General features: G+C 40.4%; 25 protein-coding genes and 1 pseudogene. 8 read left to right on the forward strand and 18 right to left on the reverse strand.

The genetic code is table 11. From position 1 onward, the window contains the following. Positions 1–49: 49 nt before the first annotated feature. The 5 genes from V7K76_RS00595 to hypB all read left to right on the forward strand — a co-directional run bounded on the left by V7K76_RS00595 (position 50) and on the right by hypB (position 3,919). The gene (locus tag V7K76_RS00595) at positions 50–301 is read left to right on the forward strand and encodes a HypC/HybG/HupF family hydrogenase formation chaperone (protein ID WP_334778792.1); all 252 of its coding nucleotides are present in this window, start codon (positions 50–52) and stop codon (positions 299–301) included. A 75-nt stretch (positions 302–376) separates the two neighbouring features. Then, positions 377–1,555: a hydrogenase formation protein HypD gene (gene hypD / locus V7K76_RS00600; RefSeq protein ID WP_334778793.1), complete on the forward strand. Its 1,179-nt coding sequence runs from the start codon at positions 377–379 to the stop codon at positions 1,553–1,555. A gap of 86 nt (positions 1,556–1,641) precedes the next feature. Next, positions 1,642–2,745 carry a hydrogenase expression/formation protein HypE gene (gene hypE / locus V7K76_RS00605; protein WP_335029637.1) on the forward strand — a complete coding sequence of 368 codons (1,104 nt, stop codon included), beginning with the start codon at positions 1,642–1,644 and terminating at the stop codon, positions 2,743–2,745. A gap of 20 nt (positions 2,746–2,765) precedes the next feature. Then, positions 2,766–3,107, forward strand: coding sequence for a hydrogenase maturation nickel metallochaperone HypA (hypA, locus tag V7K76_RS00610; RefSeq protein WP_334778795.1), 342 nt, complete (start codon positions 2,766–2,768; stop codon positions 3,105–3,107). Continuing rightward, a complete protein-coding gene (hypB, locus tag V7K76_RS00615; protein WP_334951121.1) occupies positions 3,098–3,919 on the forward strand; it encodes a hydrogenase nickel incorporation protein HypB in 822 nt (273 codons plus the stop codon). Before hypA ends, hypB begins: the two co-directional genes overlap by 10 nt. Positions 3,920–4,165: 246 nt before the next feature. Here the strand turns inward: hypB and V7K76_RS00620 are convergent. Then, positions 4,166–4,255, reverse strand: a pseudogene (locus V7K76_RS00620) (hypothetical protein); the annotation flags it as partial. 23 nt (positions 4,256–4,278) lie between these two features. Between V7K76_RS00620 and V7K76_RS00625 the strand changes: the two are divergent. Continuing rightward, positions 4,279–5,862: an alpha-amylase family glycosyl hydrolase gene (locus V7K76_RS00625; RefSeq protein ID WP_334775467.1), complete on the forward strand. Its 1,584-nt coding sequence runs from the start codon at positions 4,279–4,281 to the stop codon at positions 5,860–5,862. 110 nt (positions 5,863–5,972) lie between these two features. Here V7K76_RS00625 and V7K76_RS00630 read toward each other — a convergent pair whose 3' ends face one another. The 8 genes from V7K76_RS00630 to V7K76_RS00665 all read right to left on the reverse strand — a co-directional run bounded on the left by V7K76_RS00630 (position 5,973) and on the right by V7K76_RS00665 (position 11,136). Continuing rightward, a complete protein-coding gene (locus V7K76_RS00630; RefSeq protein WP_334775468.1) occupies positions 5,973–6,431 on the reverse strand; it encodes a hypothetical protein in 459 nt (152 codons plus the stop codon). Between the two features lie 9 nt (positions 6,432–6,440). Further along, positions 6,441–7,748 (reverse strand): AAA family ATPase, encoded by a 1,308-nt coding sequence (locus tag V7K76_RS00635; RefSeq protein ID WP_334775469.1) that lies wholly within the window; start codon positions 7,746–7,748, stop codon positions 6,441–6,443. A gap of 146 nt (positions 7,749–7,894) precedes the next feature. Further along, entirely contained in the window at positions 7,895–8,269 is a 375-nt protein-coding gene (locus V7K76_RS00640) for a hypothetical protein (RefSeq protein WP_292739813.1), read from the reverse strand. Beyond that, complete coding sequence (locus V7K76_RS00645; RefSeq protein ID WP_334775470.1) at positions 8,259–9,266, reverse strand: LLM class flavin-dependent oxidoreductase; 1,008 nt, start codon at positions 9,264–9,266, stop codon at positions 8,259–8,261. Before V7K76_RS00645 ends, V7K76_RS00640 begins: the two co-directional genes overlap by 11 nt. A gap of 124 nt (positions 9,267–9,390) precedes the next feature. Continuing rightward, positions 9,391–9,753 carry a hypothetical protein gene (locus V7K76_RS00650; protein ID WP_334775471.1) on the reverse strand — a complete coding sequence of 121 codons (363 nt, stop codon included), beginning with the start codon at positions 9,751–9,753 and terminating at the stop codon, positions 9,391–9,393. Positions 9,754–10,072: 319 nt separating this feature from the next. Further along, a complete protein-coding gene (locus V7K76_RS00655; protein WP_334775472.1) occupies positions 10,073–10,384 on the reverse strand; it encodes a hypothetical protein in 312 nt (103 codons plus the stop codon). Positions 10,385–10,386: 2 nt separating this feature from the next. After that, on the reverse strand, positions 10,387–10,674 hold the full coding sequence (locus V7K76_RS00660; protein ID WP_334775473.1) for a hypothetical protein: 288 nt from the start codon (positions 10,672–10,674) through the stop codon (positions 10,387–10,389). A 39-nt stretch (positions 10,675–10,713) separates the two neighbouring features. Next, complete coding sequence (locus V7K76_RS00665) at positions 10,714–11,136, reverse strand: hypothetical protein (protein WP_334775474.1); 423 nt, start codon at positions 11,134–11,136, stop codon at positions 10,714–10,716. Between the two features lie 1,080 nt (positions 11,137–12,216). Here V7K76_RS00665 and cysK point away from each other — a divergent pair. Next, positions 12,217–13,176: a cysteine synthase A gene (cysK, locus tag V7K76_RS00670; RefSeq protein WP_334775475.1), complete on the forward strand. Its 960-nt coding sequence runs from the start codon at positions 12,217–12,219 to the stop codon at positions 13,174–13,176. A gap of 211 nt (positions 13,177–13,387) precedes the next feature. Here the strand turns inward: cysK and V7K76_RS00675 are convergent, their stop codons facing one another. The 9 genes from V7K76_RS00675 to fdxB all read right to left on the reverse strand — a co-directional run bounded on the left by V7K76_RS00675 (position 13,388) and on the right by fdxB (position 21,339). Then, positions 13,388–13,789 carry an HAD family hydrolase gene (locus tag V7K76_RS00675; protein ID WP_334775476.1) on the reverse strand — a complete coding sequence of 134 codons (402 nt, stop codon included), beginning with the start codon at positions 13,787–13,789 and terminating at the stop codon, positions 13,388–13,390. Positions 13,790–13,813: 24 nt separating this feature from the next. Further along, positions 13,814–14,098, reverse strand: coding sequence for an HAD family hydrolase (locus V7K76_RS00680; protein WP_334775477.1), 285 nt, complete (start codon positions 14,096–14,098; stop codon positions 13,814–13,816). Between the two features lie 419 nt (positions 14,099–14,517). Continuing rightward, positions 14,518–15,036, reverse strand: a complete 519-nt coding sequence (locus tag V7K76_RS00685) for an ArsC/Spx/MgsR family protein (protein ID WP_334775478.1) — start codon at positions 15,034–15,036, stop codon at positions 14,518–14,520. Positions 15,037–15,092: 56 nt separating this feature from the next. Next, entirely contained in the window at positions 15,093–15,704 is a 612-nt protein-coding gene (locus V7K76_RS00690) for a cupin (RefSeq protein WP_334775479.1), read from the reverse strand. Between the two features lie 199 nt (positions 15,705–15,903). Continuing rightward, positions 15,904–16,389, reverse strand: a complete 486-nt coding sequence (locus V7K76_RS00695) for a hypothetical protein (protein ID WP_334775480.1) — start codon at positions 16,387–16,389, stop codon at positions 15,904–15,906. A 152-nt stretch (positions 16,390–16,541) separates the two neighbouring features. Beyond that, on the reverse strand, positions 16,542–17,138 hold the full coding sequence (locus tag V7K76_RS00700) for a cytochrome c oxidase subunit 3 (RefSeq protein ID WP_334775481.1): 597 nt from the start codon (positions 17,136–17,138) through the stop codon (positions 16,542–16,544). A 366-nt stretch (positions 17,139–17,504) separates the two neighbouring features. Further along, positions 17,505–19,196: a cytochrome c oxidase subunit I gene (gene ctaD / locus V7K76_RS00705; RefSeq protein ID WP_334775482.1), complete on the reverse strand. Its 1,692-nt coding sequence runs from the start codon at positions 19,194–19,196 to the stop codon at positions 17,505–17,507. Between the two features lie 177 nt (positions 19,197–19,373). After that, complete coding sequence (locus V7K76_RS00710) at positions 19,374–20,363, reverse strand: cytochrome c oxidase subunit II (RefSeq protein ID WP_334775483.1); 990 nt, start codon at positions 20,361–20,363, stop codon at positions 19,374–19,376. Positions 20,364–21,045: 682 nt separating this feature from the next. Continuing rightward, entirely contained in the window at positions 21,046–21,339 is a 294-nt protein-coding gene (gene fdxB, locus V7K76_RS00715; RefSeq protein ID WP_190730863.1) for a ferredoxin III, nif-specific, read from the reverse strand. 1,022 nt (positions 21,340–22,361) lie between these two features. On the opposite strand from fdxB, the gene V7K76_RS00720 reads away from it, so the two are divergent. Beyond that, a complete protein-coding gene (locus tag V7K76_RS00720; protein WP_334775484.1) occupies positions 22,362–23,957 on the forward strand; it encodes a helix-turn-helix domain-containing protein in 1,596 nt (531 codons plus the stop codon). Positions 23,958–23,993: the final 36 nt, after the last annotated feature.

Below are 23,993 nucleotides of genomic sequence, written 5' to 3' on the forward strand. Positions count from 1 at the left end.
TCTGTGTTCTCCGCGCCTCTGTGGTTATTTCATCTTCAAAAATAACAAAATGTGTTTAGGAATCCCCGGACAAATTATAGAAATTACCAACGTTAACCATAAATTAGCCCTAGTTAACATTGGTGGTGTTAAGCGCCAAGTAAATATTGCTTGTATCGTAGATGAACAACACCCACCCGAAGCTTGTATTGGTGATTGGGTGTTAGTCCATGTTGGCTTTGCGATGAATCGAATTAACGAACAAGAAGCCGCAGAAACATTACAACTATTCCAAGAATTAGCAAATGAATACCTAATTTAACAAACCGCAGAGGCGCAGAGGGCACAGAGAGAATCAAGAAATATTTAACTTAAAACCTACTATTTCCCAATTTTTATGAAATATGTTGACGAATTCCGCGAACCAGAAAAAGCTGAAGCCATCCGCCGCGAAATCGCTAAATTATCCCACCAGCTAGAAAAACCCATCAAAATCATGGAAGTATGCGGCGGACATACCCATTCCATATTTAAATACGGCATCGAAGAAATATTACCCCAAACCATCGAACTAATTCATGGGCCTGGTTGTCCAGTATGCGTGATGCCAAAAGGGAGATTAGATGATGCGATCGCAATCTCCCAAAATCATAACGTCATTTTTGCCACCTTTGGCGATGCCATGCGGGTTCCCGGTTCCAACACCACATTACTGCAAGCCAGGGCACAAAGCGCAGATATCCGTATGGTGTACTCTCCCCTAGATAGCCTGCAAATTGCCAGAGATAACCCCGACAAAGAAGTAGTCTTCTTCGCATTAGGCTTTGAAACCACAGCCCCCAGCACTGCTTTCACCATTCTGCAAGCAGCAGCCGAAAAAATTCCTAACTTTAGTATGTTTAGCAATCACGTCCTCGTGATTCCCGCCCTCAAAGCACTATTAGATAATCCCGACTTACAACTAGATGGATTTGTTGGCCCTGGTCATGTCAGTATGGTAATTGGCACTGACCCATACCAATTTATTTCCCAACAATATAATAAGCCGATTGTCGTCTCAGGATTTGAACCCTTAGATATTCTCCAATCAATTTGGATGCTATTGCAACAGTTAGTAGAAAATCGTTGCGAAGTTGAAAATCAATATAACCGAATTGTCCAAAAATCTGGAAATACAGTAGCCCTCCAAGCCATAAATAAAGTTTTCGCCGTGCGAGATAGTTTTGATTGGCGTGGCTTAGGTGACATCCCCTATTCAGGATTAAAAATTCAACCTGAATATGCCCAATTTGATGCCGAACTTAAATTTACCATTCCTAACCTCAAAGTAGCCGACCATAAAGCTTGTAAATGTGGCGAAATTCTTAAAGGAGTCTTAAAACCTTGGGAGTGTAAAGTATTCGGTACAGCTTGCACACCAGAAACACCAATCGGTACTTGTATGGTATCTTCCGAAGGTGCTTGTGCAGCCTATTACAAATACGGGCGACTCTCCACAATTGCCAAAAGAACAATCACCCAAAAACCAAAAATCACTCAAGAACCCCTCCCCGCCTGCGGCTTCTCCTCAGACTAATACTCAGCGTACCTCCGCGCTTCCCAGCCTGCGGCAAGCCGCAAAAGCGTCTACTGCGTCCCTTTGCGTTTAAAAAAAAGTTTAATATGAATTTCCTACCCACAAACCCAATACAAAATCCCCTATTCCAAAAAATAGAAAAAGTCCGCCGTCGCCAAACTAAAGTACGAGAAACTCATATCACTCTCGCACATGGTAGCGGTGGTAAAGCCATGCGCGATTTAATAGATGATATCTTTGTCAGCAATTTTGATAACCCAATTCTCTCACAACTAGAAGACCAAGCCAGCTTCAACCTAACCCCTCTCCTCCAACAAGGAGACAGACTTGCATTTACAACAGATTCTTATGTTGTAGACCCGTTATTTTTCCCCGGTAGTGATATAGGAGAATTAGCCGTTAACGGCACAGTTAATGATTTAGCTGTCAGTGGTGCTAAACCTTTATACCTAACTTGTAGCGTAATTTTAGAAGAAGGATTACCCGTCGAAACCTTACGCCGTGTCGCAAACAGTATGAAAGCAGCCGCAGAAAAAGCTGGTGTTCAAATTGTCACTGGTGACACAAAAGTTGTACATCGAGGTGCTGCCGATAAACTCTTTATTAATACTGCTGGTATTGGTATCATCCCACGAGGAGTTAATATTTCTGCTTACAATATTAAACCTGGAGATGCAGTAATAATTAATGGCGAAATAGGCAATCATGGGACAGCAATTTTAATTGCCCGTGGCGAATTAGCCTTAGAAACTACTATTGAAAGTGACTGTCAGCCATTGCATAGTTTAGTAGAAACTATTCTCCATGTATGTCCACAAGTTCATGCTATGCGAGATGCCACACGCGGTGGTTTAGCTACAGTCTTAAATGAATTTGCTCTCAGTTCAAATGTGGGAATTCGCCTCTTTGAAGAATCTATTCCAGTACGGGAAGAAGTCAACGGAGTTTGTGAAATTCTCGGTTTAGACCCATTGTATTTAGCTAATGAAGGTAAATTAGTTGTAGTAGCTGCAAAAGAGAATACTAACAATATTTTATCGGCGATGAAATCTCACCCAGCAGGCAAAGACGCTTGTATTATTGGCGAAGTTATTACCTCACCCCCAGGTATCGTATTATTAAAAACAGTTTTTGGTGCTGAAAGGATTGTTGATATGTTAGTAGGCGACCAATTACCACGAATTTGTTAATTTTTAATAGATTTTATCGTATGCACGAACTTGGAATTACTCAAAATATTGTGGCAATTGTGACTGAAAATGCCAAAGGCGCAAAAGTGCAGCGAGTTTTATTAGAAATCGGCAAACTTTCAGCCATTATGCCCGACGCTATCCGATTTTGTTTTGATATTTGCACTCAAGGCACTATTTTAGCAGGGGCGAAATTAGAGATTGTAGAAATTCCCGGTTTAGCAAAGTGTCGCCAATGTGGTGCAGAAATTGCTATAGATAAACCATTTGGTATTTGTAACTGCGGTAGCGTGCAATTAGATTTAATTACTGGTGAAGAACTGAAAATTAAAGAAATAGAAATCGAGGAATTATGTGTGTAACCTGTGGTTGTTCGGATGATGGTGAAGCTAAAATTACCAATTTAGAAACAGATGAAGCTGAACATAACCATCATCACCATACTCATACTTTACCAGATGGTACTGTCATTACTCACTCCCATAGTCACGACACTGATATAGAAGCGCCTCAAATTCATGCCAAAATACACAATACAACGATATCATTAGAACAGGATATATTAGCAAAAAATAATTTAATAGCAGCCCAGAATCGGGGATGGTTTAAAGGTCGAAATATTCTCGCCTTAAATTTAATGAGTTCTCCCGGTGCTGGCAAAACAACTCTTTTAACTCGCACAATCAATGATTTAAAGCAGCAATTATCTATTAGTGTCATTGAAGGCGACCAAGAAACTGCTAACGATGCCAAAAAAATTAAAGAAACAGGTTCTAAAGTCATCCAAATAAACACGGGAACAGGCTGTCATTTAGATGCCTCAATGATAGACAGAGGTTTACAACAACTGAATCCGCCACTGAATTCAGTTGTGATGATTGAAAATGTCGGAAATTTGGTTTGTCCAGCCTTATTTGATTTGGGAGAACAGGCAAAAGTCGTAATTCTCTCTGTCACAGAGGGAGAAGATAAGCCGCTAAAATACCCGCATATCTTCCGTGCTAGTGATGTAATGATTATCACGAAAATTGATTTGCTACCTTATGTAGATTTTGATGTGCAAAAGTGTATAGAATATGCTACACAGGTGAATCCCCAAATTAATATTTTTCAGGTTTCTGCAACTACTGGTGTAGGGTTAGATAATTGGTATAAATGGGTAACTGAAAATTAAGACAAGAAACTCGATGAATCGCCGTCAAGACGAAAGATTGATTATTGTAGAGACGGCGATTTATCGCGTCTTTTTGATGATTTATCGTAAATGAAATGTCTTTAATTTTGAATAGTGCCGTTTTAGCTGCCGCTAGCGATCGCATAATGTTTTATAGATTTACCAAATGCGATCGCATTCTCCACTAATTTTCCAAAGTCGAATCGTAAAATCAGCACTGCCACTTGCTAGAGTTTGACCATCTGGACTCCATGATACTGAGAGAATTCGATCTGTGTGACCCGACAAAATTTTATAACAGTCGCCAGTGTTAACATTACAGATGCACACTTCCATTTTCAATCAGTGCGTAAATCCTCATGGCCAAAGTTGAAGAATTGACACCCCAGCAACTCTCCGAAACAGACCTGAAACCAAGAGGGAGAGTTTATCCAAGTCCTATCAGTTGGCGCGACCAGTTTTTGTACCAATTGATAGTAGATAGATTCAGTGATGATAATGAAAATCAAAGAGAACTGTTTGACCACACCAACCCTGCAAAATTCCAGGTTAAAGACAAAGCCGAGTGGATGGCAGCAGGTACAAATTTTGTAGGTGGTACTCTTAGGGGAATTAAGAGTAAGTTGGACTACTTGCAGCGATTGGGAGTAACAACGCTGTGGATTAACCCACCTTGGCAACAACATTCTCAGTTAGAAGCTTACCACAGCGATCGCATCCAAGAATTTTTAGATGTTGACCCCCACTTTGGCACCCGTCAAGATTTAAGAGATTTAATTGATGCTGCCCACGATCGCCGGATGTATGTCATCCTCGATGTAATATACAACCAGAGTGCTGATAACTGGTTCAACAGAGATGAAGTAATTGCAGCGCTAGCCAGAGTTTATCAATATTGGATTGCTCTTTCTGACTGCGATGGCTTGCGGATAGATTCCCTCAAGCACATTTATCCAGAAGATTCGCGCAAATTCTGCACCGCAATTCGTGAATACGCCGAATCTATCGGTAAAGAAAACTTTTTACTCACTGGAGAAATCACCTCCGGTAGTATGGCTAGTGCATACATAGACATTATTGGGCGTAACCTCACTGCTGTATTAGATATCGTGCAAACCCCTAATGAATTGACCGCATTCGCAAGGGGATTAGTACACCCAAAGCCATTTTTTGATTTGTATAGCGAAAACAATCTTGCTGGAGAATACCGCCAAGTTGGGATATATCATCTCTCCATCTTGGATGATGGTGAAATGTCATTCCGTGCCAATAAGCAGCGATTTGCCGCATACAGCACAGTGCCTAATCTCTATGAGCAAGTTGCCCATGCTGTGGGTGTGCAATTAACAATACCAGGAATTCCTGTGATTTATTATGGAACAGAACAGGCTTTTGATGGAAATGAAGGCGATCACGATTACAGTATAGAAGGTGAACGGTTTGCGGAAAATAGATATATCCGAGAAGCAATGTTTGGCAGTGCTTTTGGCGCATTTCAAACAGCCGACTGTCATTTCTTCAATATCGACCATCCTACCTATTTGCGGATAGCTGCGATCGCCCGGATTCGCAACCGTCACGATAAAATTGGTAAAGCACTACGCCGTGGACATCACTACCTGCGCGAAACATCCTTTCACAACTCCCCCTTCTCCATTCCCGGACAAGGTGAATTAGTTGCTTGGTCACAAGTTTTATTTGACACAGAAGTATTGATGGTGCTGAATACCAATGGCTTAGAAAATCGGCGTGCAGAAGTGACGGTAGATACTTACACGCATCCTCAAGACTCAAGTATGACTTTTTTATACAAAAGTGATTGGAGCAATGCCGATTTACGTAATCCACGGCAGAATCAAACTGTAGCTGTGCAACATCACGATGATGGTCGCGCAACAGTGGAAATTGATTTGCCTCCTTCAGGAATGGCAATTTTGGCGTAAGCAAACACGAGCATTTGGGCAAAGCTGTGGGATAAAAACCCTGGTTTAAATTTATAAACTTTTACCACAAGCTTTGCCCCTGTAATTAATAAATATCTATGTTCTAATTTTTATATACTTTCTTGTAAAACTTGACTCATATACTTTACAAGTTCACGAGTATCGTCACCATTATGCTTCTTAAGCCGTTTCTTAAGTTTAATTTCGGTAGAACTGTTGATATTAGGGCTTGGTGTTCTATTTAATACAATTCGGGCATAAATTTTAAAATCCGGAATCTCATGCATAAGTATGCTGATAGATAAATCTATCTGAACAAGTGCTTTTTTTAAGTCCTGTCCCTTTAATTCCACAAAAAATGCTAGTTTATCTTGACAATTCAAAATTAAGTAATCGCATTTTTCGCCTTCTCTAATTAGACAGTTATCTATCCTAACTTTGCAAAACTCTTTACTGCTTCCATTAGTAACTCTATATTCTTGTGAATTACCAGAATCTCTGACAACTATTGTTTTTCTAGTATCACAATAGTCCGTACATTCATTTTTTATAAAAAAATCGTTACACATATTTAATATTCAGTTGTCAAGGTTGAACAAATCATTAAACTTATTATTAATTATACTTGAAGCACTATCTATTTTTTCTGCTTGAATAAGTTTAAGCTCTTTATCAAAGATTGATTCGCAGCGATTTTCAGAGATAAAATAAGCTGAAGTACGATTTGGATCAATCCATATATTCCTATTTACAATACTCTCCACAGCTTCTTTATCCATACCAATCTTATTGGTACCAATTTGGTAAGCATATAACAGATTGTTAAAAGACGATAGAATATATGGACTGTGGGTAGTTACAACTATTTGATTATTATTAATATTTGCTAATAAACCAATAAGTTCTACTATATCACTTTGTGTTTCTGGATAAAGATGTGCTTCCGGCTCTTCAAATACAATGAAGACACTTGTTCCATCTAAAATATATCTAAATATAAGTAAAAGAATCCACACCGACTCTTGTTGCCCGGAAGAAGCATATTGTAGTTTCACATACTCTTTGTCATTTAGATAAATTCTTTCACCATCAGATTCAAATCGATATTCACCTTTCAGAATTTTTCTAATAATACTAATAGCATACTTAACCTCATTTAGATTAGCTGTTTCAATGCTCAAACTCTCCCTCTCCTCAATTAATAGATTCAATGTATCTCTGAAAGAAAGCTTTAATCGATTTATTCGCTCTACAAAGGATTTCATAAAGAAATCTAAAGTATATGGTTTTATATCCTGAAGCTGATCGGCTAAAGTTGATATTAGGCTTCTACCAGATGGTATAAACACTGTAGTTCTTGTATCTTCAAATAAATCATCAATATGTGATTTAATAGATTTGAGATATTGTATTTTTTCCAAGTCTATTTCTAATGTTTCATCTAGAGTTACATAGCGAGTTTGACTTCTTGACACCCTTTCGTTATAATTACGCACATTCTTAAATATCACATTCATATCATCCAAAATATTGGAATTGAATTTTACTTCTACATAACCTTGAGAGTTTAAAGAAATTGTCATTTCTTTTTCATTAGAATAGTAGTATTTCAGACTAAACAGCTTCATGTGCTTAGTTGTGCCAAAACAATCTACAAATCTTTTTTTAAGATGTTTTGAAAACTCATTAATAGGTCGCTCAAGCTGATCGTTAGTGACATCTAATATGAATTTACTTAGTTCATCTTTAATAGATTTAAATAAGAAAATTGACTTACTAAGTGTACTTTTTCCACTTGCTTGCGGGCCAATTAAGAGCATTACATCCTTGACATCCGCTTCAAATCTATTGATAGGCCCAAAATTTTCTATAAAGATTCGTTGCACAACTCTGACAATTCAACTTAGATTGAAGTACAAAATTACTAGTAATAGCGTAACATAAGATTAAAAATTGCAGCACCCTGCACTTTAGAAGTACAGGGTGTAAAACAGCTATATTTTGTGTGATTCCCAATTCTGGCCTATTTACCTCAAAGCCAATCTCGATAAGCTGATATTTCATTTACGCTGATTTCAAATGGCGTTCCTTTGCCAAATGGCGGATAAACGCGGATTTTGCCATTACTAGCAAACCGCTCTAACCTATTACCTAACTGGGGAATATTGCTGACAATATGCCAGTAAGATACTAAGTCAGGGCAATCAATAATTAATGTGAGGATGCTAGCATTTGTTGTGAGATACCACTGACAATTAGATAATAGGACTCGCGTAATGCGATCGCAGGCTAAATAAAAGCATCTGCCAGTAGACTGCTCTAGCTCCATTTGCAGCATTCCATCCTGTTTCGTTACCTCAGTGGGAGGTAAATCATCGGGAGGAAGCAAGTATAGTTTAGAAGACATAATTTCGCACCTCTTGGTTGTAGCGCGTCAAACTATCCAGGTTTTTTTGCAAATCCGCAGACGAGGGTTTGAGTGCTAGCGTACCTAAATTTAATTCGTCCTGAAATTTCTTGATTTTGTCTCGACAAGTCTCCACATCACCGATAATTGAATTCTCAATCAAATAATCTTCATCGAAACAAATATTTGTGCGGTCGAATGGTTTTTGGTTGGGATTCGCACTATTTTTCAATACTTCAGCCGAATTAGCTTTCATTTTCTGGCTAAATTTGCGAACGAAAGGTAACGCTTCACTCACTGCCTCGTCAAATGTTTTGCCAACATAAAAAAAGCGTGCCAACACTAATTTTTCCGCACCACTAGAATTTAAGGCTCGATATTTGCTAACAGTATCCTTCAATCTCTCTAGGGAAAATGGCGGTCCACCCATCAAGCTGAAGGAATGTTTAGCAGCCAACTCGATACCATCATCGCCGCCAGTGGCAACATACACTGGTATTTGACTCTGCAATGGTTTGGGGTAAATCGTTAAGCGATCGCATTGATAATATCGCCCATTAAATGATACATCAGTTTCATACAAGAGCTTTTGAATCAGTGCGATCGCCTCTAGCGTCTTAGGACGAGCTTCACTTGGTAGGGTCGCAAAATGCTTATTTTGTTGAGGAAAGGGGCCGCCTTTGGCAACTCCAAATAATAATCGTCCATTGCACAAGTTATCCAAAGTGGCAATATCTTCCGCCACCCGAATCGGGTTATGGAATGGCAGTAACACCGCCGCAGTGCCTAATTGGATAGTTGAAGTCAATCCCGCCAAGTGTGCCATTAACAGCAACATAGATGGGCTGAGATTAGATTCACTAAAATGGTGTTCGCTTACCCAAGCTTCCTCAAAACCCAAGCTTTCAGCCTGTTTTACCAGCGCGACTTGCTCAAACATGGCACGACGAGCATCTTGGTGAAAATTATCGTAATTGCAGAAAATTCCAGTTTTCATTACTTGTGCTGATACTTTGTATTCACCGTAGGTGCTGGTTATTCTAGTGGTCGATAGGTTTGCAGTAAACACTTTAGTGCTTACTACAAAAGCATTTACCCCTCTCAATTAATGCCATGAATCACTAAGTTGCAACCCACTGCAATTCCAACCACAGGCGTGGGTTGTTCTCTTTGACCTTCGACATCGGATCGCGCAATAATCGCTTGGCATTCATACAAACAACCTGGATTAAACCCATATTGCCTGCAACTTCTCTGAGTATTTCTTTTTGAGCTTGCACACAGGAAATCATTTCGTCAGAGCAATAAATTCCTATATATTGCAAACGTCTGGCAGGTCGTCCCCAAAAACAGGTGATAACTTTTACATAACACCCATCCAGCAATTCCCCAACTTCCGGGTAGTAATGGTTGACGACTCTTGTGAATTCTTTGGCTAAGATATCTTCAGCAATCATTGGAACTGATATTTCTGTAGCGTCCATCACGCTATTTAATATAACATAATTTTATCAATTAAATATGACAAAATAGCTTGCTAGGCTTAAATAAAATATTAAATATTACACAAAAAAAGAGGTGTACCTTATTTGGTATCACCTCAGATTGGCGTAAAGCTTCTTTATACAATTAACTATTGTGGGGTGGGCATCTTGCCCGCCTAGTCCATAAGACGGGCAAGATGCCCACCTCACAATATTGGATAATTTATTTCTTGGATTTCCCTAATCGCCAGGTATATTTGTAAAGGTGAGATGCTCCCAAATACTATGATGTTGAATTCTAACTTTTGAATTTTAATTATTACCGAGCATTGCGCTCACAAACTAAAACCTCGGCGATGATATCTGGCACATTTACAAAATCTGTAAATCCTTCCGAACCACGGATTGGTGAAATAAATGTATAGTTTGGATCGCACACTCCAGTGTCATATACTTGAATAAACCACCGATCGGGAAATCCTTCTACACCTAGTTCCACAGTGTACCAACTCTCGCCAATTAGACGAGAGTTAAAGATTGTGAACCACTCTCGGTTCTCTTCTGAAATATTCCAATCTGCCATCAGCAGTTCTAAAGCTATTTGTCCCGCATCCGTTGAAGTCAACAGCATTTTTACTCCTTACTTGCAACTTCAGTATTTGCAACTTCAGTACTGGGAACTTCTGGATATAAACCCAATTCTTTCGCCAACTCACGCGCCACAAAAAATAGAAATTGGGCACCATCTTGATTGCCTTCATGGGCAAACATAGTTGCTACTTGTAACATTGTTTGTACTAAACCAGAATCAACCAATTCTGGTTTAGATTCCAAAATTTCTGGTTCTTGACCGTTAGGGCATCTGAGTAACTCATCAATCAGATTAAAATACAGGCTTTGGCGTTGTTCTTGATCTGTCATGGTCATTTTCTTGATTTGAGTGAGTAAATTGTGAATGAGTTACTGTTCGATACTTTGGTGCCATAGCCTTTCTAACATTTCAACTTGTTCTTTTAAAACAGCAGCACGATGAACCAGATATCTGTCGTAAAAGAGAATCCCTAACCCAACACAAATCGGGGTTAACAAGAAGAACCATTGCAGGATAGTGGCAAATTTATATTGTTCAGCAACAGTCAGCATTTGATGAACCACATTACGATCAGAGGATAGAATACTAGTCTGAGGGGAATGTGTACCCTCTGTCTGGGGAGCCAAGGCGGGAGCATCTGTAGTAGTGTTGTTAACTTGGTAAGCTAAATTCTGAGATTTTACTAACTCTAAATGTCGCTCCCAAATTATGCCAAATACTACTAGTTCAGGTGAAAGCACTGCTAAGGTAACGACGCAAACTGTAAGAACATTTAAAAGTTTAGCTTTCATCTTGGCTCTCCCTTGCCAGGTAGTATGCACCTAGTAAGAAAATATCTTTTGCTGTTTATCTAAAGTAGTTATATATTTCTACCTATGAAACAGTTTTGATATTAAAATATGTGTAATCGGTAATTTTTACAATCATTAGTTGCCAGTTCTTTTTCTAAACACCACTGACTACTGACTAATAAAAAGTTACTATCCTTTTTACAAAACATAGGATTATTCAGTCAGAATAACGCACTTAGATTCGGTCATCTGGTTTCATCCTACTCTCAAAAGAGAGATTAAGAAGTCCCCCCTAGTTCACTCAGCTTTCGCTCAGGAATGTTGGGGGGTAGAGGGGAATCTCTGCGTAAATCCTATACGATTTATATCAGCCGCTCTCCACCAAACAGTTTACCCCAGCCCTGTTAAGATTATTAAATTCATTAGAATAGTACTCAAAGCTTGTAATCCTCCCCTGATAAGTCTTATAAAAATTCATTGGGGTATGGGTGCTAGTGTTTTTAGAACGGGGTTCTAGTGTTTTCGAGGTGGGGTTCTGGTGTTTTTGTACTCAACTTAAATGCAATGTAGGCAATGCTTAAGGACTATTTGGGATGCAATTTTGGGCTGAGAAAATCTGCACTCAAAAGCAAATATCAATGTCTCTTGATAAAGATAAACCAATAAATTAGGAAAAACAATTAAATGTTTTAGAAGTCAATGGTATTTCCATAATAAATAGAAAAAATAGGAAAAATTATTCATATATACAGAATTATCAAAAATTAATCTTAGCCTACGAGACAATAGTCAGCAATTCAAAATGGTAAAATACAAGGATGCTAGGCTAGCTATCTGCTGAAGCGATAATTAATGGGAACACCTGATAAATCAGAGTCGTACAGAATCTAATTCTGAATTGTGACTCCTGAGTTCTGAATTCTTCTGATAAAAGTTCTTCCTAAACTTTCATATTTTGTGGTTTAGTTAGAATACATAGTATATGCACTCATTGACACTAAACTGCAAATTAAATATATAAAAGCTTATTGTTATAAGTAAATACTCTGTACTAATATTTAGGATTTTAGGAGTTAAATAATGCGAATTGCTCAAGACATAACCGAACTGATTGGACGAACTCCTTTAGTTCAACTGAATAAGATTCCTCAAGCAGAGGGAGTAGTAGCAAGGATAGTTGTTAAATTAGAAGGTATGAACCCAGCGGCTTCGGTAAAAGACCGCATTGGGTTAAGTATGGTACTCTCGGCAGAAGCGGCTGGCTCGATTTCCCCAGGAAAGACCATTTTAGTTGAGCCTACTTCAGGGAATACAGGAATTGCTCTAGCAATGGTAGCAGCAGCACGTGGCTACCGTTTGATTTTGACCATGCCTGAGACAATGAGCCAAGAACGGCGGGCTATGCTGAGGGCTTATGGTGCAGCTTTGGAGTTGACACCAGGCGCGGAAGGTATGCGGGGAGCAATTCGCAAAGCCGAAGAAATTGTGGCTAAGACTCCCAATGCTTTTATGCTGCAACAGTTCCGCAACCCTGCGAATCCCAAAATTCACCAAGAAACTACCGCCGAAGAAATTTGGACAGATACAGACGGGGAAGTAGATATCGTCATTGCTGGGGTAGGTACTGGTGGGACGATTACTGGGATTGCAGAAGTACTCAAACAGCGTAAGCCGACTTTTAAAGCGATCGCAGTTGAACCCAGCAACAGCCCAGTCCTCTCTGGTGGTGAAGCCGGGCCACATAAAATTCAAGGTATTGGGGCTGGATTTATCCCCGATGTTCTCCGCCTAGAATTGGTTGATGAAGTAATTAGAGTCAGCGATGAACAAGCGATCGCATTCGGGCGACGTTTGGCAAAAGAAGAAGGCTTATTATCTGGGATATCCTCTGGTGCAGCTTTATGTGCTGCAATTCAAGTAGGTAAACGTCCAGAAAATGCCGGACGTTTAATTGTGATGATTCAGCCATCTTTTGGCGAACGTTACCTCAGCACACCCATGTTTCAAGATTTGTCTTTAGAAACTGCTGGGGTGCGTTAAAACAATTCGCAATTCGCAATGACGCTCGTTCGCGTAGCGTGTCGCAGACAAGACTCGCTAACGCAATTCGCAATTACGTTTTGGGACGAGGATTTAGACCCCGACCCAAAACGGGCTGCCTGTATTGCTGGGGACTTAAACCCCCAAAGTTCGTTAAGGAGATAGAGGGATAACGGAGTACTCCCTGTCCCTCTCATTTTGCTCTAGCATTTCATTTGGTGCAAATCCCTTGTTTTGCCAATAGCGCCGGTACTTCCGAAAGACTATTAATCTTTTCCCCATCATATAAGTCAATCTCGGAAGTCTTCTGTTCACGGTCAAGCCACACTCCCAGCATTCCAGCTTTTGTCGCAGCGATCGCATCCAACTTCAAGTTATCCCCAATGTAGACACAATCTGATGCAGATTCTCTAAGCTGCTCACACGCATATACAAATATATCTGCCGATGGTTTCGCTGCTCCTGCTCTCTGGGATGTAACAACGACATCGAACTCGGATAAAATACCACAGCGTTTGAGTTTGTTAATCTGTTGAGCCTCTTGACCATTTGTAATGACTCCAACCTTGTACCCATCTAATTTCTCAAGGCATTCCAGGACATCATCGAACAACTGGCACAGCCCAACATAACGCTCTCAGTACTCCAACAGCAGAGCATCAGCCGTCCTATCGGAAAATACACATCCATATTCACTAAACGACTCTCGCAACTTCCCCCGTCCTGACTCCTGAAAACTTACCTGACCGTTGTAGAATTTTCTATACCACGAAGCGTTAGCTGATATCCATTTCTCTACAAATTCGTTACAGTCTTGGCTTCGTCCAGGTAAAACCTGCGCCAATAGTTCTTCAGATGCACCTCTAATCGCAGCATCATGGCGGATAAGAGTATCGTCTAAGTCAAAGAGGACGGTTTTCATTGCCAAGCTAACTATGTATTAAGCCAAAAATATATAGTAATCCTAAATCATTCATAAGAAAACACCATATTCGTGGAGCTTTGGAAAGTCAAAAATTTGACATACTGATGCGCTACTCCTGAACCTGTGCGAAGGTAAGCTTCGAGAGCAGATTGGCTCTTCTGAATCATTTGGGCTTCAGTAAGAGGTTGAAAATTTAATGCTGTATCTATCTCACCGTACTCAAATGATTTTTCTGTGGGTTGATTTATTACTAACTGCTCAAAATCTTCGCAATTTAAATATGCCCATGCAAGTATAGCTTCGTAACATCTGAGATAAAAATAAGCATATTTTTACGAGATGTTACGAATACTAATTCACTCCAAAGTTGTCTATTGATACTTGAGAGCATTGTCGCATCTCAAAGTTATCTTGTATTAATGCTTACAGTTGCCTTGCTTTTGGTGTTGTTGAGAATCGTTACCGTGATTACAGCCACCTTTCTGATTATGCTGCTCGTGATGATGATCTTTAGCGTGGGAACAGCTTTGCAAATCTTGCTTCATCAGATTTTCGCTAATTTCTTGCAAGGATTCATCTACAGGCTTTAAACCAATCCAAGTATCAATCCTTTGTACATCAAATCCTACCTCACGGCGATCGCCTATTTCTAGTAAAGGACGGCGAATCAACAACGGCTCTTTGAGCATTAACAACAAAGCTGTTTGCTCGTCCAATTTTTCAGGAACTATCTCACCAGATTTTACCTTGGGGGCGGAACGATTAAACCATTCGGCTACGGGGCGATCGCCAAAAAATGAACGCAACCGCTCAACTGTCCAAGGTTCTGTTAACAGGTTGTATGCTATTACCTCATGACCGGCAGCTGTGAGCAAAACTTTTTGCTTAGTACCACCTTGACAACCTGGTTTGCTATAGAAAATTACCCTTGCCATGCAACTATCTCCTAATTACTTTTTAGCGCTAAAGCGCCAACTACGAACCGATGAAATTAAAAATTCCTAGCTTTATGGCTAACTAAGTCAAACTCAAACCTCTCATTCGGATCGGTTTCGCCATAAATATTAAAAGTCACAGTTGGTTCATCACCCACTGCTTCTACACTGTGAATTGCATCGGGAGTAAAGCTAATAATGTCTCCTGGTAAGAGAGTTACTTCTCCCGTTGCTTCAATTTTGTCCTGAAATTCTGGGCTATTGGTGCGTCGCCAAAAAGTATTTTTTTCTTGGCCTTTTAGCACCGCCACGATTCCCCACGTCCCATGATTATGAATGTTTGAACGGGTTCCTGGTGCAAATGTTACTGTTTGCACCGTCAACGGAAAACCCAATTCGTCATATAGGAGTAAAACAGAGGTTCCCGTTTTAGGCGAAGGCTCTAAATGTTGACTTCGCACCCAGTAGGAATTTACTATCAAGCGCCTTACAAGCATCTGAATTTCTGGCAGACAATTGGTTTCATTATCACTGCCATTGAGAACATCTTCCACCTCAGTTAAAAACCGATAAAGGCGGTAATTTTCTCTCAATAAATCCCATGCTCTTACAGATTTACAAGCTTGATACTGACCATCCCCTGTTAGCAGCCAATCCCTACCTTTCATAACTTTTAAATTGATAACTGCGAAGATTGGATCACAATGATCGGTGAGACATTAGGGATATTACCTACAGGAAGTTTTGTAGGTATGTTGATAGGAGGAAAGATAGAGTTACTATCAGTAGCCGTTCCTAATAGAGAATAGGATTTAGTAGATAACCAATTGTTCATGATTTTCACCTTGACTTTTCATTGCTGACTAATTAATCGTCTTCTTCTGCTGGGCGTGTCAAAATATCCAGCAGAATTCCAGAACCAAAATCATTCTTGTCGTCTATCTGTTTGACTCTGGTGCTGATTTTTTTTGCTTGCTCGATTGCTCCCAACTTTGCTAGTACTAATCCAGAAGCAGCATAAGCATTTAAGTACAATCGAATTTGTGGGTCTTCTTTACGATTGACTAAAATAGGCTGAAGTTGCTCCCAGTCATCAGGGAATTTTTCTACTTCTTTAATTTTATCTAATAATTTGATTGTTGTTTGTAATGCAAGGGAATAATTATTTTTATAATAGAAAAATCTATAGGCTGCTACCAAGACATCTGTATTTTCACCAGTCTGTGCTAAAGCTTGCTGAATATATTTTTCCGATTCTGATGTATTTTCCCAGTTTTGTGCAGCTAAAATTAATAGATTTTTGATATCTTCTGGAACCTGAAACCATGAGAATTTGTTTGCATCAAGTTGCATAATTAACTCCTGAATGGAGATAAAGAGGATCAGGGATATGAGGCAATACCGTTCGGTTAAGGTAAGAGATGCGATAAATCGCCATTAAGACGAAAGATTGATTATTGTAGAGACGGCGATTTATCGCGTCTTTGCTTTGCCCCATACCCAATTTAAAACAAAGTAAGAACGTACACCAAAGTGAATAAAACAATCCAAATAATGTCTACGAAGTGCCAGTAAATTTCTGCCATTTCGATGAAAGTATGATTGGTTGCAGAATATTCACCGGGGAGACGCGATCGCCACAATACACGTAATATCAATAACAGTCCCACAAAAACGTGCAAACCGTGGAACCCGGTCATGATATAAAAGCAGTTGGCGAAGACGTTGGTAGTCAGTCCGTATCCTAATGTTGAGTACTCATAAACCTGACCACCCAAGAAAATTGCCCCCATGAGTGCAGTAATTGCATACCACAGTTGCATTCCCTTGACGTTATTTTTTTTAATGGCTGTATCACCAAAGTGAATCACGAAGCTACTAGACACCAGAATAATGGTGTTAATTGTCGGCACAAGTAGTTCTACTTCACTTCCTTCTGGAGGCCAAACTGCTGTATTACCTCGGAAAAATAAGTAAGTGGCAAAAAATCCGCCAAACATTAGGGATTCAGAGGCAAGGAACGTTAATAGACCCCAAACTCTTAAATCTGGATGTTCTTCGTGTCCTGCACTGTGATCTTCGCTTGTCGTAGCTATGGTCATATTGTTTACCCTTAAAGGTGAAGCATCGGGCAATTGAATTCTTCACAATCTTGATTTTCTTGTGGGATGGGTTTTCGGATATCCAAGCCCACAAGAGTTATTTTTTAACTAAGTACAGCATTTCATTAATTCGTAGCGAATTAAATTTGGCAATACCCGACAATGTGAATGCGTGGGCTTGCATTGTGAATGCGTCGGCTTGCATTGTGAATGCGTCGGCTTGCATTGTGAATGCATTGGCTTGCATTGTGAATGCATTGGCTTGCATTGTGAATGCGTTGGCTTGCATTGTGAATGCGTTGGCTTGCATTGTGAATGCGTTGGCTTGCATTAAAAACGCTACGTTTTTACGTAAACAAAGCTGTACTAAGCACTAGCTTCTGGTGTTGCAGATGGCTGTATTTCAGTACTATGACTGTGGCCATAGTCATAAGGGCCATGAGTGACAACCGGCAACACTTCCCAGTTTTCAATTGCTGGTGGTGAGCTAGTTGTCCATTCTAAGGTTAAAGCTTGCCAAGGATTATCACCAGCTAAAGGCCCTTTCAGCCAACTGTAGATGATGTTGATGGCAAAAGGAATTACTGATATCGCCAAAACAAATGAACCAAAGGTACAAATCTGATTGAGGTCGATAAATTGGGGGTCATACATTGCCACTCGTCGGGGCATTCCTTTCAAACCCAATTCGTGCATGGGTAAAAAGGTCAGATTAGTGCCGATGAAGGTGAGGGCAAAGTGAACGCGTCCCCAAGTTTCATTCAGCATTCGTCCGGTCATTTTGGGGAACCAGTGATAAATGCCGGCGTAGATGCCAAACACGGAACCGCCAAACAGAACGTAGTGGAAATGTCCGACTACATAATATGTGTCGTGGACGTGAACATCAAAGGGGGCTGTTCCCATCGTCACACCGCTTAAGCCGCCCATGACAAACATGGACAACAAGCCAATGGCGAAAAGCATCGCCGTGGTGAAGCGGATTTTACCACCCCAGAGGGTCGCAACCCAGGCAAAAATCTTCACGCCGGTGGGAACTGCAACTATGAGGGTGGAGATGGTGAAAAACATCCGCATCCAGCCGGGTGTGCCGCTGGTAAACATGTGGTGTACCCAGACAAACAAACCGACAACGCAGATGGCTACACTAGAATAAGCGATCGCTTTATAACCAAAGATTGGCTTACGGGCGTGGACTGGAATCACCTCGGACATGATGCCGAAGATGGGCAGAATCATTAAATATACTGCCGGGTGAGAATAAAACCAGAATAAGTGTTGATAAATTACAACGTTACCGCCTGCATCTGGTTTAAAGAAGGAGGTGCCAAAGTTCAGGTCAAATAACAGCAGAATTAAACCGGCTGCTAATACAGGTGTGGAGAGAAGCGCCAGCAAGGAAGTTGCCAAGATTGCCCAGCAAAACAAGGGCACTTGATCCCATTTCATGCTAGGAACCTTCATCATCAAAATGGTGATCACAAAGTTCAGTGAACCCAAAATTGAAGAAGTTCCCACCAAGACGATCGCTAATATCCACATAGTTTGAGCGATTGGTGCTGTCACCAAACTCAATGGTGGGTAAGCTGTCCAACCAGATTGGGAACCGCCAAAAAAGAAACTACCTAAAATGAGTAATCCGGCTGGTGGATTTAACCAAAAGGCGATCGCATTCAGCTTCGGGAAAGCCATATCCCTAGCACCAACCATCAAGGGCACCAAAAAGTTACCAAATCCCCCAATAGCGCTAGGGACAATCCACAGGAAGATCATAATCGTCCCGTGATTGGTCATGAAAGCGTTATAGAGATTGGGGTCGAGTAAGTCTGCATCTGGTGTTGCTAATTCCACACGGAGAGCAACAGCCATCAGTCCACCGATAAGATAGAACACAAACGCTGTCACCAGGTATTGAATACCAATAACCTTGTGGTCAACATTAAATGTAAAATAGTCTTGCCATTTCCACGCCTTCGGATGGGAGGTGTGGCCAGCCACCAGAGTTTCCGGTTTGTTTTCTTCTGGTGGATTATTCCGTGGAAATTCTACCTGCGTCATATTTATTTACCACTATGCGGAGTCCAGCAATTTTAGATTTTGGATTTTGGATTTTGGATTAAAAGAATTTTTTGGTTTATGCCCCATCCCTGGTGGTGACAAAGCCTGTAAAAGTGTGGGTGGAACCAATCTAAAAGACGCTCCGCTATCGCAAATCTAAAATCCAAAATCGTTTGACTAATGACTTATGACCAATGACTCTAGAGTTGCTGCACTAATTCCCATATCATGGGTGTGGGGCGCGAGAAACTCTGATGTTGATAAGTCGGCTGGATTAACTGCAACAACTTGATTGAGGTTTTGCTGTTGAGCAATCTGGTTTTCTGTCCGCCAGCTATCATATTCTGCCGGTGTGTGAACAACTACCTGTGTCCGCATTGAACCGTGATAACCACCGCACAACTCAGCACAAACTACGGGATATGTACCTGGTTTGGTGGCAACAAATCGTAGTTCGGTAGGGATACCGGGAAGTGCATCTTGCTTCAGCCTAAAGTTTGGCACCCAGAATGAATGAATTACATCTTGTGCTGAAAGATTGAGTTGCACATCAGCACCGACGGGTATGTGCAATTCCCCAGAGGTAATGCCACTATCGGGATAGTTAAATATCCAGGCATACTGTATGCCTTTGACATCAACAACTAAGTCAGCTGGTTTGTTTAGGGTTTGAGGTGACGCGCCAATCCCAATTGTCGGGGCAATTGTCGGGGCTGTTGTTGCTTCAGAAGCATCGTTAAGTGTAGCTGCAAGAGCAGTTCCCGACTGATGAGCAACATGAGCTGCTGAATGAGGATGACCGGCAGGCTCAAAACCGCCCATTCGGTTAAAAACATCTACACTGTAGATTCCCAAGAGGAGAACAATCACTGTTGGAATTGCTGTCCAGAAGATTTCTAAGGGAACGTTACCTTCTATTGGTAAACCATCGGTATCATCACCACGACGGCGACGAAACTTCACCAAAAAAATCAGAATAGTTCCTTCTACCACCAAGAAGAGTGCGATCGCAATGGTAAGCATGACGTTGAAAAAACCGTCTACCAAAGGCGCTTGTAACGATGCCTGCACCGGCATGAGAGTGTGGTTTTGACCAATCCAAATACTGATTACTGTAACTACTATCCCAGCAACCAGAGTCCATAGTGAAACAGGAACTTGTTGCATACCTGCTACCTGCTTTGTAAACCGTCTTTAGAGGTGTTATTTTGTGGAAATTGGGCATTGGGCACTGGGCGAATGGCACTAAGAAAAGCCCAAAAGCTTGTGTAGCCTCGTTCCCAGCCTCCAGGCTGGGAATGTATTCCGAGAGGCTCCGCCTCTGGTCAAGAAAGAGGAGGCGGCAGCCCCCCCAGAATGGGTTCCCAGCCTCCAGGCTGGGAAGCAGTCAGGGCAAGGGCTGTATCTTAACTTAGTGCCATTCGGCATTGGGTATTGTTACTTATTCCCCATTCCCTATTCCCCATTTACCATTTCCTTTTCACTTATTAAATTTCTAACGTGCAGCCATTAAAAAAGGGGGAAACTTCCAGATTTTTTCCATATCCTTCCCCCAAAGAATTACAAATTATATTTCAACTCATACCACAAAGTTAGCCCCTTGCTTTCAGAAAAGCTAGTTGTTCCAAGGGGCACTGTTAATCCTAATGTTGATTAGGCTATATTAGCAGCAAGTTTAAATTTGTTAATAGCGAACAATTTAGGATTTACGGATTTGTTTACTGTGAACTTTTGATTGATTCCAGTAAATATTTAATATTCCCCTCAAGTTACCTTGCCTAGCGCCTTAGCGCTGGTTAAAAACAGTGCCTCCTGGAATTAACAACAATTTTGACTAACTCCAAAAACCTTAATTATTTAATGCAACATGGGTGTAGCAGTTCTTCGGACAAATCCGTGAACAAGCTTCACAACCAATACAGTTTTCTGGAGAAGTAACTGCCATTACTTTCCGTTCAATTTCTTCATCATCTTCATCTTCCACAAATTCGCCTTCTTCATTGAGCGCTTTCAATCCAAGCACATTGTAGCCGCATACTTTAACGCATCTGCCACAGCCGATACATTTATCTTTGTCAATTTCCTGAGCAAATTTTGGTGTCCAAGCCTTACCGCCAAATGTCAAACCTGTTAGTTGTGCCATGAATAAATCCTCGGCAATTTTGCCTGTCAATCTGTTTGTGCATTAATCATCATACTATCCTAATATTTTATTGTTTTGTATTCAAAATTTACTTTTATCTCATCAAATTTCGATGACTTTGAACACAATTCTAAATTGTTTTTCATTCCAATTTATAGATGAACATTATTGCCAATAATTATTATAAATCTTTCTTATTCCTCGTTCCCAGACTCTGCATGGGAATGCCTTCATCGAATCTCTGACTCAATATCTGACTGGAGGCAGCAGACCACAATCAGCCATTTCCATGCAGAGCATAAATAAAAAGTAGAACTGCCGATTTAACTATTATTTCCAGCAAATGCAACTATATCTATAAGAGTAATGATATTATTTTGCAAATATTTTTATATTTAAGCAAATAATTTCATATAAACAGTATACACCTATACTAGATTATATGTTCATTCGTTACATTTTGATATCCGCAATATGTAGTTTAAAAAGCAACAATTTTCAATTTATTTTGATTTAAATATTTAGATAAATGGTGACAAAAGGAATATTATTACTTGACCGGAATAAACAGAATTAATTTATGAAGGAACTGTAAACTTTATGGCAGAATATTATCATGCATTAAATATTAAAATTGTTAACAAATCAGATTAAGTCCAATTCTAAGAGGCTTATTTTTTTCCTAAAAAGGCTTTGGGTAAGGTTTTATGGTCAAAGCTAAATTGTTCATTAAATACGTAATTAAATAAATGTTAAGATTTTTTTCTAAGCTCGGCACGAACAAATTAATCATTTTTTTCATGAAATGTATAGTTAATAAGAAGTTTTATTAGGTCTGGTTTTAAAACTTTAAATAGCTTCCAATTGGATACAAAGCCAAATATGGATGTGGGAAGTGAATGTGGTGAGAAAAGATTATTCTCGCCAGAAAGATAATGTGGTAGCGAGTCATGAATAAACAGGACTCATCCAGGGGAGACCTGATACAGACATCTCAACGATTAGAGTGGGAAAAGAGCCAAATGCCTTATACAATTCCTAACAACAGTTGCGTTGGATGTGACAACTGCCGCCCCAAATGTCCTACGGGTGCAATCAAAATAGAGGACAATGAGTACTGGGTTGATCCTGGTCTTTGTAATAATTGTGAGGGCTATTATTCCAAACCGCAATGTGTAATAGCTTGTCCAACTAATTCTCCCATTCCTTGGCAGGCGAAAAAAGGGAGATGCAAAGTTGAACCGAGAGATGCTAGCAGCTTAGACTTGTTTTCTAATGGTAAGAATAATCCATTTGCTTCCGCGATCGCAATTTGGGAAGCTTGTAATGTCCTAGCGCAACGCACATCCCTACATTGGGAAACCGATGAAGAAGGGTACATCAGTTACAGCCGACAAGTCAATCAAGGGCGAGGTGCGATCGCATTTCACATCCAAGATCCATTAAAAGTTAACGACAAGGCCACAGATATAGCAGCAATTGAGGGACTTGACATCAGAGCCGCCTGCATACATCTAATTTTTGCAGCTTATGCTACAGCCTTAGAGCAACCTTGGGAGCAAGAATTTGCGATCGATGAGCGACAAATCGAGAAATATTTGGGGATGGAGAAACGCAAAGATTTGAGCAAAGCTGCCAAGCTAGCTTTAATGAAAAATATCGTTCAGCAAGCTTGCTCTCTGATTATCTCCATTGACTGGCCTCAACAAGGTCGAATTAACGGATTCTCCATTGTCGGTAGCCGCTTATGGCACTTAGTAGATATTCAGCACCACTTTCAAGAAGACAATCTCGGATGCAAATATCTAATTGGGCTAACTTTTAAAGTAAAAGCAGGTATTTGGGCACAATATTTCTTAAACAAACAAGCGTGTAAAGAGCGAACCGCATTCTATCAATACGGCAGTCTCCCCAAAACGCTGCTAACCACAGTTATGAGCATTTGGCAGCAACATGAAGGCGCAGTCCGATTAATGCTGTGGTTGCTGTTTAAAACCAAAATGGGCAAGGAACAACGCATCACCATTCCTACCTTGCTGCGTATTGCTTACGGTGAAGAAAAAGTCGCCCTTGCATCCAGACAACGGGAAGAACGCAAACGTCTGCTGCGAACCTTTGAAAGCGATTTAGAAATTCTCAATCACTATGGAATGAAACCACTTTTCGATCCAGTTACTTACCCACCAGAAATTCAACCTTTGTGGGCAAAATTAGTTGATCTTCCCGAAGATCCAGATGAAGCATTAGAATTTTGGACTAATGACGGTGGTGCTGAAACACGCCTCACAGACACAGGCCCCCGTGGTAAATGGAATCTGCTGATGAATGCGCGGATTTTGGCTTTTGAACTCCCACCAGAATGGGAACAGCAAATTTCAGAATCAGAAAAAAAGAAAACAAGAACTGCCAAAGCCAAAAGGAAACCCAAAGCTACAAACGATTTGCTAGGCGAACAGATTTTGCAAGCGCGAAAAAATTTGAATCTCTCCCAAAGAGAATTGGCAAAACTCACAGGTAAAAGCCAAAGCTGGATTCGAGATATTGAAAATGGTCGTTTAAAAGCCAAATTAGAAGACCAAGTACTGTTACGGAAAGTCTTAAATATGGCTTCATCTTGATTTCAACGCAGAGGCACACAGAGGAAATCGCAAAGG

Origin of the sequence: Nostoc sp. (assembly GCF_036917975.1) — a bacterium.
Taxonomy (GTDB): Bacteria; Cyanobacteriota; Cyanobacteriia; order Cyanobacteriales; family Nostocaceae; genus Nostoc.